Origin of the sequence: Phytopseudomonas flavescens, from assembly GCF_900100535.1 — a bacterium.
Lineage (GTDB): Bacteria > Pseudomonadota > Gammaproteobacteria > Pseudomonadales > Pseudomonadaceae > Aquipseudomonas > Aquipseudomonas flavescens.
Genome location: NZ_FNDG01000003.1, coordinates 116,482 through 131,650, shown reverse-complemented (window position 1 = coordinate 131,650; position 15,169 = coordinate 116,482). Strand labels below are relative to the sequence as shown.

Here is a 15,169-nt window from a genome sequence, read left to right as displayed (position 1 = left end):
GGGTATCGGCCATTCGATGGGGGGTCATGGCGCAGGGTGGATGACGCTTCCATGAGCCCATTTTCGAGCCGAGGCATCACTCCTCGAATCTCACCTCGCCAATAGGTGCACCTTCAGCCCCGAAGCGGCGTTCGACCATACGCCGGGATCCATCTGCATGGGTGAACAGCAGGGTGCTGGCGCGGGTACCGTAACTCGGGCTGGCGATAAATGCGCTAGACAACAAGCGCTCGGTGTCGCGGCCAACGCCCGTGTCCGGCAGTGCCGCGTCTGCAGGCTTCACGCCATCGGCCAGCAGGGCGAACAGCGATTCCTCATCGGCCGTCTCCAGCGCTCTGGCAAGCGCCGCCTTGGCGCGCTGCAGCTTAGGCCAGGGCGTGTCCATATCCGCGTTGGACACTCCGTGGATACCCGCCTGCAAGGCTCGAGCCTGCTTGCTCTGGGAGTTGAAGTGCCAGAGTTCCTGGCGATCGCCGACCAGCAGATTGAAGCCACTGTATTGATTCGCGTCGCTGCGCAGCCGGTCCAGGAAGGCCCCTGGCCCGAGGTCTTCGCGCAGAAAACGCAGCGGCAGCTCGCCCCGGGAGCGTGAGCCCTGGGGCGCATGCGGGTCACGAATGTTGGTGAGGGCCGCGAAACGCCCGCCAGGGCCGATACCCAGCCAGGTGCCGCCTGCCTGCAGGTCGCGCCCGGCTATCAATTCCGGCATCTGCGGCCACTCGGCCAGGGCTGCGGTAGGGCGGACGTAGAACTCATCGCGGTTGGCGGCGACCAGCAGGGGCAGGCTGTGACCGGGGCGCCAGGCGAGAACGATCAGGCACATGGGCGCTCCAGCTTGGCGCGCACACCTGCCGCGTCAAGTACTTCGCCGATATGCACCACGACCTTTTTTGCGCCACAGCCTTTGCCCAGTTCGAGCAGTAGGCGCTCTTCTACCTGAGAAAGGCCACCTTCCAACCGCTCAAGGGGATGAATAACCATGCGCGGCGGCAGGCTCAGGCGCATGAAGCGCTTACGGATCACTGACTGAGCCGCCTCACTGATCAGTCGATCAGCGATGCTGAATTCGGCAACCAGCAAACGTACGCTGCTGAACGGAGGATCGGCATGCAGCTCCCGTTCGTTGCCGCTTTCCAGATGCGTGATCCGCAGGTGATTACAGGCAATACGCAGATAAAGGGTGTTGAACACGGCCGCTTCTCGTCCATTGAAAGGCTCACTGTACGCGCCACGCGTGGTAGCTTCCATCGCCTGAAGTAGAGTGCGTGACCCGCTTCCGTTACCATGCCGCATCGCTTCGCAGGGCACGCCATGATCTTCTTACTGTACATACTGCTCGGTGCCGCGGCGGGCCTGCTGGCCGGGCTGTTCGGTGTCGGTGGCGGCATGGTCATCGTGCCCGTGCTGATCTTCACCTTCACCGCCCAGGGCTTCGATGCATCCGTGCTGACCCATATGGCAGTAGGCACCTCGCTGGCCACCATCCTGTTCACCTCGATCAATGCCGTGCGTGAGCACCACAGCCGTGGCGCGGTGCGCTGGGGGCTGTTCGTCTGGTTGACCGTCGGTATCGTCTTGGGCTCTGCGCTCGGCGCGCTGACCGCCGACTCCATCGACGGTCAGGTCTTGCAGAAGATCATCGGCGTATTCGCCTTGTGCGTGGCTCTGCAACTGGCGCTGGATCTCAAGCCCAAGGCCAGCCGTGACGTGCCCGGCAAGGCCGGCCTGGGCGTCGCCGGCGGGGTGATCGGCTGGGCCTCGGCGATCATCGGCATCGGTGGTGGATCGCTGACCGTACCATTCCTGACCTGGCGCGGCGTCTCCGTGCAGCAGGCGGTGGCGACGTCCTCGGCATGCGGCTGGCCCATCGCGGCTGCCGGTGCCCTGAGTTACCTGTGGCTGGGTTGGGGCGACGCGCGTCTGCCTGACTGGAGCCTGGGCTATGTGTATCTGCCGGCGCTGCTGGGCATCGCCCTGACCAGCGTATTCTTCGCGCGCACCGGTGCACGTCTGGCCCATCGTTTGTCGCCGCGGGTGCTCAAGCGCCTGTTCGCCTTGCTGCTGTTCATCGTCGGCCTGAATTTTCTGTTGTGAGGAATCGTGATGCTGCCCTACCCGAATATTGATCCGGTCGCTCTCGACCTGGGCTTTCTGCAGATCCACTGGTACGGCCTGATGTACCTGGTCGGCATCGGCGGTGCCTGGTTCCTCGCCTCGCGGCGCCTGAACGCCTTCGACCCGACCTGGAGCAAGGAGAAACTCTCCGACCTGGTGTTCTGGGTGGCGATGGGCGTGATTCTCGGTGGTCGCCTTGGCTACGTGCTGTTCTACGATCTGCCGGCCTACATCGCCAACCCGCTGCTGATCCTGGAGGTGTGGAAGGGCGGCATGTCGTTCCACGGCGGCTTGATCGGCGTGATGCTGGCCACCCTGTGGTTCGCCAGGCGCAACGGCAAGCGCTTCTTCGAACTGATGGACTTCATCGCGCCGCTGGTGCCGATCGGCCTGGGCGCCGGGCGTATCGGCAACTTCATCAACGCCGAGCTGTGGGGCAAGGTCACCGACGTGCCCTGGGCCATGGTCTTCCCCACTGGCGGGCCCGAGCCGCGTCATCCGTCGCAGCTGTACCAGTTCGCGCTGGAGGGCGTGGCGCTGTTCGTGATCCTCTGGTTCTATTCGCGCAAACCGCGGCCGACCATGGCGGTCTCCGGTCTGTTCGCGGTGTGCTACGGCATCTTCCGCTTCATCGTCGAACTCGTCCGCGTACCGGACGCCCAGCTCGGTTACCTGGCATGGGGCTGGCTGACCATGGGCCAGGTGCTGTGCATCCCGATGATCCTCGCCGGCCTGGGCGTGATGGCCTATGCCTACAAACGTCAGGCTGCCCAGGAGGTCGCACGATGAAACAGTACCTCGACCTGATGCGCCACGTGCGCGAGAACGGCACCTTCAAGCAAGACCGCACCGGCACCGGCACCTACAGCGTGTTCGCCCACCAGATGCGTTTCGACCTGGCCGAAGGCTTTCCTCTGGTGACCACCAAGAAATGCCACCTCAAGTCCATCATTCACGAGCTGCTGTGGTTCCTGCAGGGCGATACCAACATCAAGTACCTGAAGGACAACGGCGTACGTATCTGGGACGAGTGGGCCGACGAGAACGGCGACCTGGGGCCGGTGTACGGCTACCAGTGGCGCAACTGGCCGGCGCCCAACGGCGGGTCGGTCGACCAGATCGCCAAGCTGATCGAGATGATCAGGAAGAACCCGGACTCGCGCCGCCTGATGGTCTCCGCCTGGAACCCGGCGCTGGTCGAGCAGATGGCCCTGCCGCCGTGCCACGCGCTGTTCCAGTTCTACGTCGCCGATGGCAGGCTCAGCTGCCAGCTGTACCAGCGTTCGGCGGACATCTTCCTGGGCGTGCCCTTCAACATCGCCAGCTATGCGCTGCTGACCCTGATGGTGGCCCAGGTGACCGGGCTGCAGCCGGGCGAGTTCATCTGGACCGGCGGCGACTGCCACCTGTACGCCAATCACCTGGAACAGGCCGACCTGCAACTGACCCGCGAGCCGCTGCCGCTGCCGACCATGCAGCTCAACCCCGAGGTGAAGGACCTGTTCGCCTTCCGCTTCGAAGATTTCGAGCTGGTCGGCTACCAGGCGCATCCGCACATCAAGGCGCCGGTGGCGGTCTGACAGCCGCTGGGTATCTCTGCGCTCAACCGCAGGCTACGTCAAGCACCGCCTTAGCCTGGGTTAGCCGAAGGCGTAACCCGGGAATGCAATCGCTCACTTGGGTAACGAAAAACGCTCGGCGATCTCTTCGACGAGCGCACTCGGGCCGCTGAGTTTCCACTCGAACCAGTTGTCCCACTCCAGCCTCAGCTCATCCAGGCCGTGTCGCAGTGTGTAGCTGTCGTAATCGATGCCCTTGTCGAACGCCATTGGGCTGTACTGGGCGATCTGCTGCCAACCCTCGGCCTTGAGGCTTTGCAGAATCCGGTTGCCGATCTCGGTTTCGATATCTTCCAGGGTGACGTGATCGACCGTGCACACCGGCTGACGTTCGAGCCGCCGCTGTTCCAGCCACTGGCGAAACCGCCCCATCAACCCCGTCATGTCGATGGCCCCTTGCCCAGCCCCTCCGCGAGGTGGTCGATCAGCACCCGCAGTTTGGGCGGCAGGTGGCGGGTCGGGTGGTAGAGGATCCACGCGGTACCCTGATAAGAGCCGGTGTAGCGCCACTGCGACAGCACGCGCAGCAGCGCGCCGCTGGCCAGTGACGCCGCGGCGGTAAAATGTGGCAGGCAGGTGATGCCCAGGTGGTCGAGCGCGGCGTTCAGGCGCACCTCGCTGTGGTTGCTGGCGAAGCGGCCGCTCACCGCCACCACGCATTGTTCCGGCCCATTGCTGAAATGCCAGCGGTGATCGTCTGCGGTTTCGTCCAGATACAGGCAGGCGTGGCGAACCAGCTCGCTGGGGTGCTGGGGCATGCCGTGGCGCTGCAGGTAGGTGGGGCTCGCACACAGCAATTGTTGGACATTGCACAGCGGCCGACCAGCCAGGGTGGGCGGCGGCTGATCGGTGATGCTCACCAGCAGGTCGAACTGCTCTGCGATCAGATCCGGGCTGCGGTCGCTGAGGTTGAGGCTGATATCCACCTCCGGGTAGCGCTGCAGGAAATCGTTGATCAGCGGCATGACCAGAAAGCGGCCAAAGGCCTTGGGCACGCTCAGGCGCACCCGGCCGCGGGGTTGGCTCATCAGCCGCTCGCCCACATCCAGGGCTGCCTGGGCGGCGTCGAGCATGGCCTTGCAGCGCTCGAACACTTCGCTGCCGGCCTCGCTCAGGCGCAGGCGGCGGGTGGTGCGTTCCAGCAGGCGTACACCGAGGGTGTGCTCGAGATGGGCGATCTGCCGGCTCACCGCCGACGCCGTGCTGCCCTGCTGGCGGGCCGCGGCGGAGAAGCTGCCGGCCTCGACCACGCGCACGAAGATGGCCAGATAAGGAAGTAGCTGCGGCGTGAGATTCGTGCGCATGGGGAACAAGTCTTGTTTATGGTTGGTGGATTATCACGCTGTAGGACGCAATGGACAATGCGTTCCTCGCCGATTTCCAGGAACCTCCACCATGTCCACGCTGATCAGCCGTTCCCCTTCCCGCCTGCTGCAGGCCAGCGATCTGGCGCTACTGCTGGTCGCGCTGGTCTGGGGTACCAGTTACGGCGTGGCCAAGCAGACGCTGGTGTTCTATCCCGTGCTCGGCTTTCTCGCCGTGCGCTTCGGCCTGACCTTTCTGATCCTGCTGCCGCAGTTGCGCGGCGAGGGGCGCCAGGCCTGGGCGCCGGGCATTCCACTGGGTGGTGTGATGCTGGCCATCTTCCTGTGCGAAACCTATGGCGTGCTGCATACCTCGGCCAGTAACGCGGCGTTCCTGATCAGCCTGTGCGTGGTCATCACCCCGTTCGTCGAATGGCTGATGTTCGACCGCAGGCCTGATGCGCGCCTGCTGCCGGCGGTTGCACTGTCGCTGCTCGGCACCTGGCTGCTCAGCGGCGGCGTCGACCTGCAATTCAACCTGGGGGATGGCCTGATGTTGATGGCGGCGCTGCTGCGCGCCGTGCTGGTCTGCCTGACCGGCAGGCTCACCGCCCATACCCAGGTGCCGGCGCTGGCGTTGACGGCGGTGCAGACCGGGGTGATCGGCTTCGGCTGCCTGCTTCTGGGGGTGATCGTCCTGCCAGGCGGGTTGCCCGCCTTGCCGGTGGCGCCAGCGTTCTGGATCGGTACCTTGTATCTGGTGCTGTTCGCCACGCTGTTCGCGTTCTTCGTGCAGAACTACGCACTGCGCCGCAGCAGCCCGACACGGGTGTCCCTGTTGATGGGCAGCGAGCCGCTGTTCGGGGCGCTGTTCGCCGTGCTGTGGCTCAGTGAAGAACTGAGCGTGCAGGCCTGGGTCGGTGGGTTGTTGATCGTCGCGGCGACCTTGTGGACGAGCCTGCTCAGGCGTTAGCGCGTGGCCGATGTAGCCTGGGAGCCCTGGGTATCGCTGCGCTCAGGCTACGGGCTGGACGGATGCAGGTGCACCGCCACCCAGAGCGCGCCATCGGCGGTGCGCTCCACGCGGTGGGGCGTACCGGCCGCCAGGAACAGATGGTCGCCGGCTGCCAGCTCCAGCGCCTTTCCCGCGACGGTCATGCTGGCCGTGCCGCGTGCCAGTAGCACCCACTCGTCCTGTTCCTGCACGTAGTCCACCGACTCGATGCGGGTAGAGCTGATGATGCGCTCGATCACCAGATTGCGCTGGCTCAGCAGTGTTTCGAAGCGTTCGCCCTGAGCGGGCGGCTCGCTGTCGGTGAACAGGTTGGCAATGGGCATCGGCGAAGCTCGTGTTTAGCGGCGGCCGGGTTTGGGCACGCCGGCGACCAACAGGTGGTGGTGATCACGGCAGTAGAGTTCTTCGTACCAGCCGTAATGGGGATCGTTGCAATGACCATGCTGCAGGCAGGCCGGCAGATGCTTGAGGTCGCTCTTGAAGTCGTCGTGCAGGGCGGCGAACAGAGAATCGGGCTGTGGCCAGCCGGCGCGATGCGGCGCTTGCCCGAGGCGGTTGCCGCTGCTCAATTCGCGGGCCAGCACGGCGGCCAGCTCCTCGCAGAGCGTCATGACGCGCTCGGCGCCGAGCCGATTTCCTTGGCCAGGCGCTCGGCCTGTTCCAGGCGCTCGACCTGATCGAGGCGGGCACCGGGGTTCAGGGACGACCACTCCGGTCGTGCCCGGGCTATACGCAGCGCCCCCGGCAGCTTGCCCTCGCGCCACTGGCTGTCCTGCAGGGCGTCGAGGCGCACCGCTTCCACCGCTGCATGGCCACGCTGATCGAGGGCCTGCAGCAGGTGTTGCTGGCGCAGTGCGAGCAGGCGCAGCACGGCATCGTCGACGGTCAGCTCACGCTGGCCCTGGAGCTTGCCCTTTAAGCGTGAGCCGTAGTTGCGCAGGGTCTGGGCGCCACCGCCGAGCAATGCGCCGGCCAGGGCCGCAGTGCCCAGGGTCAGGCCGCCGACCAGCAGGTCCACGCCGGCACCGGCTGCGGCACCTGCCGCTGCGCCGCCGCCCAGGCGAATGCCCAACTGTTTGATGGTTTCCGGGTTGAACAGATCGTCGCCCCAGCGGCCGTCGAGCAAGGGCAGCTCGTCGGCGCGAGCATCCTCGCGGCGGAAGGCGTACAGGCGCAACAAGGCTTCCACGCAGCGCTGTTCGCGCTGGCGCACCTCTTTGCGCAGTTCGCCGATGGCGGTCTTTTCCCGTTCGGCATCGCCCGCCACGCTGCGCCGGCAGGCGGCGCAGTCGACCAGCAGTTCGGCGATCAGGCGCTTGGCGCTGCGGTGACGGGCCACGCGCTGGGCCTCGTGATCGTCGATCAGGCGTTGCAGCTGCGGGCGCGACTTCTCGTGCATCAGCGCCAGGCTTTCGTACAGCCTGCGCTCGCCATCGAGCGGCGGCGCCACGCTGTCGAAACGCACCAGGGCATGCAGCCCAAGGCGTGCCAGCGCTTCGCGCCAGTCGTCTTCGCGATGGTTGGCGCTGGCCACGAAATTCAGTACCGGCAACAGCGGCCGGCCGCACATGGCCAGCACGTTCAGCTCGTCCCGGTACTTGGCCAGTACCGGCTCGCGGGCATCGATCACGTAAAGACCGGCGTCCGATGCCTGTAGCTGGCGCAGCACCTTGGCTTCCTGTTCGAAACGCTGGCGCGCCTCGCTGCCTTCCATGAAACGCGCCAGGCGGGCCGGGCCGTCGAGACGCTCGCCGGGACGATCCAGCCTGTCGAGGTAGTCGAGCAGGGCGATGGCATCTTCCAGGCCGGGGGTGTCGTACAGCTCCAGCAGTGCTTCGCCGTCCACCGACAGGCGTGCGCCCTCGACGTGGCGGGTGGTACTGGGGCGATGCGACACCTCGCCGAAACCGATATCGCGGGTCAGGGTACGCAGCAGCGAGGTCTTGCCGACGTTGGTATGGCCGACCACGGCGAGCTTCAGCGCCTGGCTCATGGTCTGTGGCCTCCCAAGGCTCGCCACAGAGGCGCGGTTTCTACGCCATGCTTGTGGTCATCGTAGGGTGGATGACGCATCACCCATCCACCAGGCTTTACAGTTGCACGGTGGATGAAAAAAGCGCCATCCACCAAGCGGCTCTCTTCAATCATGGCCGGTCTCCAGCCAGGTCAGGGGCGAGGTGGCTTGGTGGGCCAGTTGCAGTTGATCGAGTGCCTTGTGCCAGTCGCCGAGGCGCTCGCTGTCGAGGGTTTCGCCCGGTGGCGGTTGCAGCAGCCAGATGCGCGTGGTGCCGGCGCAGCGCGCCAGCTCCGTGAGCAGCGCCAGGCTGCCGCGGTCCGGCGAGCGCCGCGGATCGCAGGCGATGGTCAGGCGAGCGGGCGGAAAGCGGGTGAGCTGGTCGAGCAACTGGCGGCGCTGCTCGCGGCTGTCGATGATCCCGGCGTCGGCCACCGACTTGGGCAACTGCGGTGGCCAGGGGCGCCGGTCATCCAGCTCGATGGCCACCAGCAGCGCACCCTGGCTGGCGTCGACGCCGGTGCCGGACTGCACCTGATAAAGCTGCGCCGGCTCCGCATCGCACACGCCCAGGCGTTCGCTGTTGGGTTGCAGGCGCTCGCGCAGCAGGCCGTAACCGGGCAGGTCGACGTCCAGCTGCAGCCGTGCCACGCCGCTACGCCAGCGCCACAGGCACAGCAGCCCCAGCAGCAGGCGTGGCAGCAGGCCGTAGAGCACGACCACGCCGATCAGCCAGCCGGCCCAGGCATGCCGGGCCGATTCCAGCGGCAGCGGGCTGTCGCCACTGGCGCGCACGGTGCCGGCATCGGGCACCGGAAAGCCCAGCAGGCCGGGCAGGGCGCCGAGGGCCTGGGTCAGGGCGACGAAGGTATCGCCGCCCAGCAGGGTGGTCTCCCAGACGAAACCATAACGGCGGGTGGACAGCAGCGCCAGCAGCATCAGCAGGGCGGTGGCCAGCGCCACCAGCCAGAGCCCGTGCACGGCCATGCCGACCAACCAGCGATTGAGGCGCTGGCGTCGCAGCAGCAGGACCAGGGCAGGGCCGGTGTGCAGCGCGCTGGCATCGCGGGCCAGCTTTTCGCTGAGCCACAGCCAGAGGCGCCCGAGCACCGCGCCATGGCCGCCGCCAAACAGCAGGCCGAGCAGCCAGCCAAGCAACATCAGCAGGTGCAGGCCGAGCAGGCTACCCAGGGCCCAGAACACGTTGACCGGCGTTTGTCCGTCGCCCAGTGCGGCTACCGCCAGGCCCGCGCCGCTGGCCAGGGCCAGCAGGCCGAGCAACAGCAGGGCGAGGCGTGCACCCTGCAGCCAATGGCGCTGCGCCTGCTGCTGGCCATCCCGTTCGGCGAGCAGCAGGGCACGGTTTTCGATGCGGGTGGCCAGGTCACCGCCAGCCACCTGGGCACGGCGATTGGCTTCGCTGTCCTCGAGCAGCCCGGCATGTTCTTCTCGCAGGCGTACGGCCTCGCAGAGCCATAGGCGTTGCAGCTTGGGTAAGGCCACGCGATCTCCCGGCAGTTGAGAACCCAGGTCAGGAGCATAACCGTTAAGGAGGAGTTGGCAAAAACTCCTGGCTGCATCAATTACCTGGGCCCTGCCAGGGCGGTGCTCATTTCGCTGAGCAGCATGGGGGGCAAGGCTTCAATGCCGATGGCCAGGGCTGCGTCATCGACCTCGAAACGGGGGGCGTCACGCCCATGCGCACGAGTACGGCAAGCGCCTGGCAATGCGTTCGCTGGTCTTGAACTCGCGATTGCCCAGCTCCGGGTACCGGTGGAGGCTCACGCCGCAGGGCGATCACCACCGGCATCACCTTGTCGATACGCTGATCAGGTCGGTCCAGCTGGACAGTTCGCTGGCCTGGGCAAGGCCCGAGCCGATGCCCGCTAGAACGGCGATGGCGAATTTCGGAACAGGGCTTGGCATCGATGGCTCAGTAGGTGAAAGCGATGGGCGGTGGATGACCGTTGACCCGAAAGTCGCCAACCGCCTTGAACTTGTAGGCCAGCGCATCGTGGGTCGTGTGGGTACGGGCGTTGCGCCAGTGGCGGTCGAAGTTGTGCCGGCTCTGCGTGGTGGCGGCACCACCGACGTCGTACAGGCGCTCGCAGACGAACAGTGCGGCGCGGGTCGAGGCGATCTTGGCTTCGGCCACGGCGATCGAGGATGCGACCAGCAGGCTCTCTAGTGCCTCACCCCGTAGCGTTCCGCCGAGCTGTGCACGTGCCGCTCGATCGACCACGTCCGCGGCTTTTTCCACCAGGGCTTCGGCGCCGTGGATGCGTGCCGACAGCTCGCCGATGGTATGCAGGATGTAGGGGTCGTCACGGGCGCGATCCACGCCGCTTTCACGAACCGGACGGGAGCCGTCGCGGGCCCAGAGGATGGCGTCGTCGAGAGCCGCCAGGCCGATGCCGACGTCGATCGAGCAGTGGATCAGCTGGGCGCTGGCGCCGACGTAGTTGCGCTGACGGTACCACTGCGCGAGCGGGATGACCTGTTGCGGGCTGACCCGCACATTCTCCAGGCGCGTGGTACCGCTGGCAGTGGTGCGCTGGCCCATGCCGTCCCAGTCGTCGAGCAGGGTGAGGCCGGGCGTGTTGCGCGGCAGCATCACGTAGACCGCTTCGTCAGCTTCGTCGATGGCCTGGATCTTCAGCAGGTCGGCGAACAGGCAGCCGGTGCTGTAGAACTTCTCGCCGTCCAGACGCAGCCCTTCGGCGTCGCGGCAAAGGCGGGTGTGAATCTCGCCACGGAACGTGCCACCGCGTTCGGCTATGGCGCCCGAGGACAGGCGGCCGGTGGCGAAACCTGTGAGGTAGCGTGATTGCTGCTCACCGCTGGCGATCAGACGCAGGTGCTCGACCGTGGCGAAATGCGGGAACAGTGCCTGGGCCACGCATGGGTCGGCCTTGCCGAGGACGATGAAGATCTGCGCGACCTCGCGCTGGCTGACATCGCCGCCACCGAAAGCCATCGGGACGCGTGCCGCGCCGAGGCACGCCTGGCGAATCCAGTCCATCTGCTCGATGGGCAGCAGGCGCTGGGCATCGCGCTCGGCCGCGCCGGACTGGATACGGGGGGCCAGTTCGCGGGCCAGGTGCAAATAATCGGTCATGGGCTATTCCGTCGGGGGGCGAGTGAGTCGTGTAGCGCCTGGCGGGGTACGCCGAGCAGAAGCGTCAGGGTGCCGATGGCCACCAGGATGGCGACGATGTACAGGGCCGGGCCGATGTTGCCGGTGGACGTCTTGATCGCGCCGATCATGATCGGTGTGAGCAGGCTGCTGATCTGCCCGCAGCAGTTGACCAGGGCCAGGCCGGCGGCCTTGGCGGCGTCGGACAGGTAGTAGGTGGGAATGGTCCAGAAGATTGCCGTGGCCACCAGGTATCCGCTGGTCATCACGATCAGGGTGAGGATCGCCGTCACCGGGCTGGACTGCAGCGAGGGCAGGGCGAGCATCGCCAGGGCCGCGCTCAGGCCGCCGAGGGCGAAGTGCCAGCGACGCTCCTTGCGCAGGTCGGAGTGACGGCAGGCGAGGAACATCATGCCCACGCCGACGACGTACGGCAGCGCCGAGAGCAGGCCGAGGTTGCCCAGGTTGCTGACGCCCGAGTCGCGGATGATCGACGGCGCCCAGATGTTGACCACGTTGCCGGTGCACATGATGGTCAGGCAGTAGGCGAGGATGATGCACCACACCTTGCGGTCACGCAGGGCGCCAAGAAAGTTCAGGTGACCGCCCGGTTGGCGGTTGTTGCGTTCGGCGGCCAGGGCCCGCTGGATGTGCTGTTTCTCGTCGGCGTTCAACCAGTGGGCGCTGGCTGGTTTGTCATCCAGCCAGTACCAGGCGAAGCAGCCAGCCAGCACCGGCGGAATGCCGGTCAGCACGAACAGCCACTGCCAGCCGCTGTAGCCGCCGCTGCCATCGAAATGGCCCATGATCCAGGTCGACAGCGGCCCGCCGACGATGCCGCACACGGCGATGGCCATGATGAACCGCGAGGTGATACGCGCCCGATGGCTGGCCGGGAACCAGTAGGTCAGGTAGAGGATGACGCCGGGAAAGAACCCTGCCTCGGCGGCGCCGAGCAGGATCCGCAGGATGTAGAACTGGGTCGGCGTCTGGGCGAAGGCGGTGGCGATGGTGACCAGGCCCCAGAGGATCATGATGCGGGTCATGGTCTTCTTCGCGCCGATCTTTTCCAGCAGCAGGTTGCTGGGGATCTCGAACAGCAGGTAGCCGATGGAGAACACGCCGACGATGATGCCGAACGTGGCGTCGCTGATGTTCAGGTCGGTCTTGAACTGCAGGTGGGCGAAGCTGATGTTGACCCGGTCCAGCCAGTTGAGCACGAAGCACAGGGCCAGGAAGGGCATGATGCGCCAGGCCAGCTTGCGGTACAGCGCAGGAGCCAGGGAAGGCGCCACGGCGGTCGACGGGCTTGGGGCGGTGGTGGTTGCGGTCATGGGCGACGCTCCACGGGAAACGGGGGGACGCGCCGCCCGCGGGCGGCGTGCGCTGCGGGAATCACCAACTGACGTCGACCTTGGCGAAGTAGTAAGCGCCTTCGTTGCCATACGGCGAATACCAGCTATAGGTCGGGTCATCGGTTGGCGAGAAGTAGAAACGCTTGGCTTCGGCGTTCAGCTGCTGTGGCCGGCGGTCGAAGATGTTCTCGCCGCCCAGGGTGACTTTCACCGCGTCGCTGAGCCAGTAGCCCAGGCTCAGGTCGGTAATGAAGGCGGCGCGGATTTCCTCGTCGCGGCTGGCGGCAATCTGGTTGCGCCCGGTCACGCGGCTGTAGCGGGTGTTTTTCAGGGTGATGTCGACGTCACCCAGTTGCCAGGCGGTGGTCAGCGAGGTGACGTTCTTCGGGTAGGCCGTGGTCAGGTTGCCGATGCGGTCACGGCCCACCGCGCTGATGCCGGTACCGGCCAGGGCCTCGGGCTCCTTGACCTTTTCCACGCTGTGCAGGCTCTGGTTGCTGAGCAGCGTCCAGCGGGTCTTGCCGTAGGCGCCCAGGTCGTAGCGGTAGTCGACCACCAGGTCGATGCCGCGGGCACGGGTGTCGGCCAGGTTGCCGAAATAGGACACGATCTGCTCCGGATCCAGGCCGTTGTTGGCCAGGATGGTGGAGACCGCAGCGCCTTGCAGGTTGCTGGTCTGCAGGATGCGATCGTGGATATCGATCTGGTATAGGTCGAGGGTGATATCCAGGTTGTCGTTCGGGGTGGCGACGAAACCGATGCTGTAGTTGGCGGACTTCTCGGCCTTCAGCTGCTTGGAGCCCAATGCCTGGCCGGCAGCATCGTCGACGGTCACATAACGGGTCACGGCTTGCTCGAGAGTGCCGGTCAGCGGGCTGGTGCGCCAGGCGGTCAGTGACGAGGAGTAGTACTGCTGCTGCAGCGAGGGTGCTCGGAAACCGTTGCTCAGCGTGCCCCGTACGGCAAACGTCGGGGCGAAGGCATAGCGGGTCGACAGCTTGCCGCTGAGCGTGTCGCCGAAATCGCTGTAGTGCTCGAAGCGGCCAGCCAGGCTGATATCCCACTTGTCCGTCACGCTCTGGGTGAAGTCCAGATAGCCGGCGGTGTTGGTACGCGAGTAGTTGTGTGCGTCATCCGGGGTGAAGCCCACCAGGCCGGGAGCGCCGGGGTTGGGGCTTCTACCTGCCAGCGGGTGGCCGACCGGGAATACGTAGCCGCCGTCCGCGTAGGAGGCGTATTCGCCGGCCTTGATCTCGAAACCGTCGCGACGGAACTCCAGACCGGTGGAGACGTTCAGCGGCTTGGCGAACAGGCCAGTGTCGAAGGCGCGGGTCAGGTCGAGGTTGTTGGTCCACTGGCTGGCGATCAGGTGGCCGCCATCCATATTGCGTGGGCTGTCCGCACCGAACGACGGGTTCAGGGATTTCTCGTTGCGGATGTTGGCGTCGTTGCGGCCGTAGCTGGTGCTCAGGTCCAGCTTCCAGCCGAACAGGTCATCGTTACGCACGCCGACCACGCTCTGAACGTCGTCCTCCTCGACCACGAAGCGTGGAATGAAGCCGTCCGGGTAGACCTCGGGGATGTTCTGCTGCGAGTTGGCGGTACGGTAGGTGCCCCAGCTCGTCGAGTTGCGGTGGCTCAGGGTGGAGAAGGAGTAGAGGCTGAAGGCGTCGTTCAGCGCCAGTTCCAGGTTGTAGCCGAAGTTGTAGGTCTGCGAACGCGGTTGGCCCATGATCTGCCGGTAGCGGCTCTGGCCATTCTCCCGCGGATCGGGCTGGCCATTGACTGGGTTGTAGATGCGCGTGCTGGCGGGTACCGCTCCCGCGACGTTGGAATTGTCCTGAATGCCAATATCGGCACTGAGGCTCAGGAAGCCGTCATTGGCTAGGGCAAAGCCTTGATTGATCTGCCCCTGACCGCGAGCACCGAAGCCACCCTTGCTGCCGACGCGTTCCTTGTACTGGCCATACAGCGCGCTGGCGCTACCGCCTGAATCATTGTCCTTGAGGATGATGTTGATCACGCCGGCGATGGCATCCGAACCGTACTGGGCGGCCGCCCCGTCGCGTAGCACCTCGATGTGGTCGACCGCAGCGACCGGAATCAGGTCGAGGTCAGCCGGCGACTGGCCGCTGGCGGTGGCCGCGGTCTGGGTGAAAATCAGCGAGGTGGTATGGCGGCGCTTGCCATTGACCAGCACCAGCACGTGGTTGCCGCCCAGGCCACGTAGTGTCGCGGACTTCACCGACAGGCCGGTACCGCCCGTGAAACCGGCGGCGTTGGTATAGGACGGCACTGACGCCGCGAGCGCATCACGCAGGTTCTGCTTGCCGGAGCGCTGCAGATCCTCGGCGCTGATGACGTCGATCGGCGCTAGGCTTTGCTTTACGGTACGACCGCTGTCGCGGGCGCCGGTGACGACTACGGTCTGCAGGGCGGCATCGCTTGCCGCCGGTTGCGCAGCCGACACGCTTGCGCTGGCCGAAAGGCCCAGCAGGCCCAGCCCCAGTACATGGGCTGTCGGGCGGAATTTTCTGTTCGGACGAGACATGGTGAGGCTCCTGAGAAGCGGTGCCGCTGACCATTTCCTGTTGGTGGGTGTGCCTGGCAG

At 65.8% G+C, this 15,169-nt stretch carries 15 protein-coding genes; 4 read left to right on the top strand and 11 right to left on the bottom strand.

The features are described 5' to 3' along the window. Positions 1-76 precede the first annotated feature (76 nt). Positions 77-823, bottom strand: coding sequence for an NRDE family protein (locus BLR94_RS04755; protein WP_084303626.1), 747 nt, complete (start codon positions 821-823; stop codon positions 77-79). Beyond that, positions 814-1,191, bottom strand: coding sequence for a hypothetical protein (locus tag BLR94_RS04750; protein WP_139207414.1), 378 nt, complete (start codon positions 1,189-1,191; stop codon positions 814-816). Before BLR94_RS04750 ends, BLR94_RS04755 begins: the two co-directional genes overlap by 10 nt. A gap of 120 nt (positions 1,192-1,311) precedes the next feature. On the opposite strand from BLR94_RS04750, the gene BLR94_RS04745 reads away from it, so the two are divergent. Genes BLR94_RS04745 through BLR94_RS04735 form a run of 3 tightly spaced genes read left to right on the top strand, consistent with a single transcriptional unit; the run spans position 1,312 to position 3,695 of the window. Then, positions 1,312-2,094 (top strand): sulfite exporter TauE/SafE family protein, encoded by a 783-nt coding sequence (locus tag BLR94_RS04745; protein WP_084303860.1) that lies wholly within the window; start codon positions 1,312-1,314, stop codon positions 2,092-2,094. A 9-nt stretch (positions 2,095-2,103) separates the two neighbouring features. After that, positions 2,104-2,904 (top strand): prolipoprotein diacylglyceryl transferase, encoded by an 801-nt coding sequence (lgt, locus tag BLR94_RS04740; RefSeq protein WP_084303624.1) that lies wholly within the window; start codon positions 2,104-2,106, stop codon positions 2,902-2,904. Further along, on the top strand, positions 2,901-3,695 hold the full coding sequence (locus BLR94_RS04735) for a thymidylate synthase (protein WP_084303623.1): 795 nt from the start codon (positions 2,901-2,903) through the stop codon (positions 3,693-3,695). The genes lgt and BLR94_RS04735 overlap by 4 nt, the downstream gene beginning before the upstream one ends. 93 nt (positions 3,696-3,788) lie before the next feature. Here BLR94_RS04735 and BLR94_RS04730 read toward each other — a convergent pair whose 3' ends face one another. Both BLR94_RS04730 and BLR94_RS04725 read right to left on the bottom strand, forming a co-directional pair. Further along, entirely contained in the window at positions 3,789-4,118 is a 330-nt protein-coding gene (locus BLR94_RS04730) for a hypothetical protein (protein WP_244158081.1), read from the bottom strand. Beyond that, positions 4,115-5,038, bottom strand: coding sequence for a LysR family transcriptional regulator (locus BLR94_RS04725; protein WP_084303621.1), 924 nt, complete (start codon positions 5,036-5,038; stop codon positions 4,115-4,117). Before BLR94_RS04725 ends, BLR94_RS04730 begins: the two co-directional genes overlap by 4 nt. Before the next feature lie 91 nt (positions 5,039-5,129). Here BLR94_RS04725 and BLR94_RS04720 point away from each other — a divergent pair, with 91 nt between their 5' ends. Continuing rightward, a complete protein-coding gene (locus BLR94_RS04720) occupies positions 5,130-6,011 on the top strand; it encodes a DMT family transporter (RefSeq protein WP_084303620.1) in 882 nt (293 codons plus the stop codon). Between the two features lie 47 nt (positions 6,012-6,058). Here BLR94_RS04720 and BLR94_RS04715 read toward each other — a convergent pair whose 3' ends face one another. The 7 genes from BLR94_RS04715 to BLR94_RS04685 form a co-directional block, all read right to left on the bottom strand. After that, positions 6,059-6,376 carry a cupin domain-containing protein gene (locus BLR94_RS04715; protein ID WP_084303619.1) on the bottom strand — a complete coding sequence of 106 codons (318 nt, stop codon included), beginning with the start codon at positions 6,374-6,376 and terminating at the stop codon, positions 6,059-6,061. A gap of 15 nt (positions 6,377-6,391) precedes the next feature. Beyond that, the gene (locus BLR94_RS04710) at positions 6,392-6,664 is read right to left on the bottom strand and encodes a hypothetical protein (protein WP_084303618.1); all 273 of its coding nucleotides are present in this window, start codon (positions 6,662-6,664) and stop codon (positions 6,392-6,394) included. Continuing rightward, positions 6,661-8,046, bottom strand: a complete 1,386-nt coding sequence (locus BLR94_RS04705; RefSeq protein ID WP_084303617.1) for a GTPase/DUF3482 domain-containing protein — start codon at positions 8,044-8,046, stop codon at positions 6,661-6,663. The genes BLR94_RS04710 and BLR94_RS04705 overlap by 4 nt, the downstream gene beginning before the upstream one ends. Positions 8,047-8,193: 147 nt before the next feature. Next, on the bottom strand, positions 8,194-9,570 hold the full coding sequence (locus BLR94_RS04700) for a DUF2868 domain-containing protein (protein WP_084303616.1): 1,377 nt from the start codon (positions 9,568-9,570) through the stop codon (positions 8,194-8,196). Between the two features lie 430 nt (positions 9,571-10,000). Beyond that, positions 10,001-11,185 carry an acyl-CoA dehydrogenase family protein gene (locus tag BLR94_RS04695; RefSeq protein WP_084303615.1) on the bottom strand — a complete coding sequence of 395 codons (1,185 nt, stop codon included), beginning with the start codon at positions 11,183-11,185 and terminating at the stop codon, positions 10,001-10,003. After that, a complete protein-coding gene (locus BLR94_RS04690; RefSeq protein WP_084303614.1) occupies positions 11,182-12,537 on the bottom strand; it encodes an MFS transporter in 1,356 nt (451 codons plus the stop codon). The genes BLR94_RS04695 and BLR94_RS04690 overlap by 4 nt, the downstream gene beginning before the upstream one ends. A gap of 61 nt (positions 12,538-12,598) precedes the next feature. After that, positions 12,599-15,109, bottom strand: coding sequence for a TonB-dependent receptor plug domain-containing protein (locus BLR94_RS04685; protein ID WP_084303613.1), 2,511 nt, complete (start codon positions 15,107-15,109; stop codon positions 12,599-12,601). Between the last annotated feature and the right edge of the window lie 60 nt (positions 15,110-15,169).

Coding starts and splice junctions, on each gene's coding strand:
- BLR94_RS04715 (WP_084303619.1), bottom strand. CDS start 6,376: ATGCCCATTGCCAACCTGTTCACCGACAGCGAGCCGCCCGCTCAGGGC.
- lgt (WP_084303624.1), top strand. CDS start 2,104: ATGCTGCCCTACCCGAATATTGATCCGGTCGCTCTCGACCTGGGCTTT.
- BLR94_RS04730 (WP_244158081.1), bottom strand. CDS start 4,118: ATGACGGGGTTGATGGGGCGGTTTCGCCAGTGGCTGGAACAGCGGCGG.
- BLR94_RS04745 (WP_084303860.1), top strand. CDS start 1,312: ATGATCTTCTTACTGTACATACTGCTCGGTGCCGCGGCGGGCCTGCTG.
- BLR94_RS04725 (WP_084303621.1), bottom strand. CDS start 5,038: ATGCGCACGAATCTCACGCCGCAGCTACTTCCTTATCTGGCCATCTTC.
- BLR94_RS04685 (WP_084303613.1), bottom strand. CDS start 15,109: ATGTCTCGTCCGAACAGAAAATTCCGCCCGACAGCCCATGTACTGGGG.
- BLR94_RS04695 (WP_084303615.1), bottom strand. CDS start 11,185: ATGACCGATTATTTGCACCTGGCCCGCGAACTGGCCCCCCGTATCCAG.
- BLR94_RS04710 (WP_084303618.1), bottom strand. CDS start 6,664: ATGACGCTCTGCGAGGAGCTGGCCGCCGTGCTGGCCCGCGAATTGAGC.
- BLR94_RS04705 (WP_084303617.1), bottom strand. CDS start 8,046: ATGAGCCAGGCGCTGAAGCTCGCCGTGGTCGGCCATACCAACGTCGGC.
- BLR94_RS04735 (WP_084303623.1), top strand. CDS start 2,901: ATGAAACAGTACCTCGACCTGATGCGCCACGTGCGCGAGAACGGCACC.
- BLR94_RS04755 (WP_084303626.1), bottom strand. CDS start 823: ATGTGCCTGATCGTTCTCGCCTGGCGCCCCGGTCACAGCCTGCCCCTG.
- BLR94_RS04690 (WP_084303614.1), bottom strand. CDS start 12,537: ATGACCGCAACCACCACCGCCCCAAGCCCGTCGACCGCCGTGGCGCCT.
- BLR94_RS04720 (WP_084303620.1), top strand. CDS start 5,130: ATGTCCACGCTGATCAGCCGTTCCCCTTCCCGCCTGCTGCAGGCCAGC.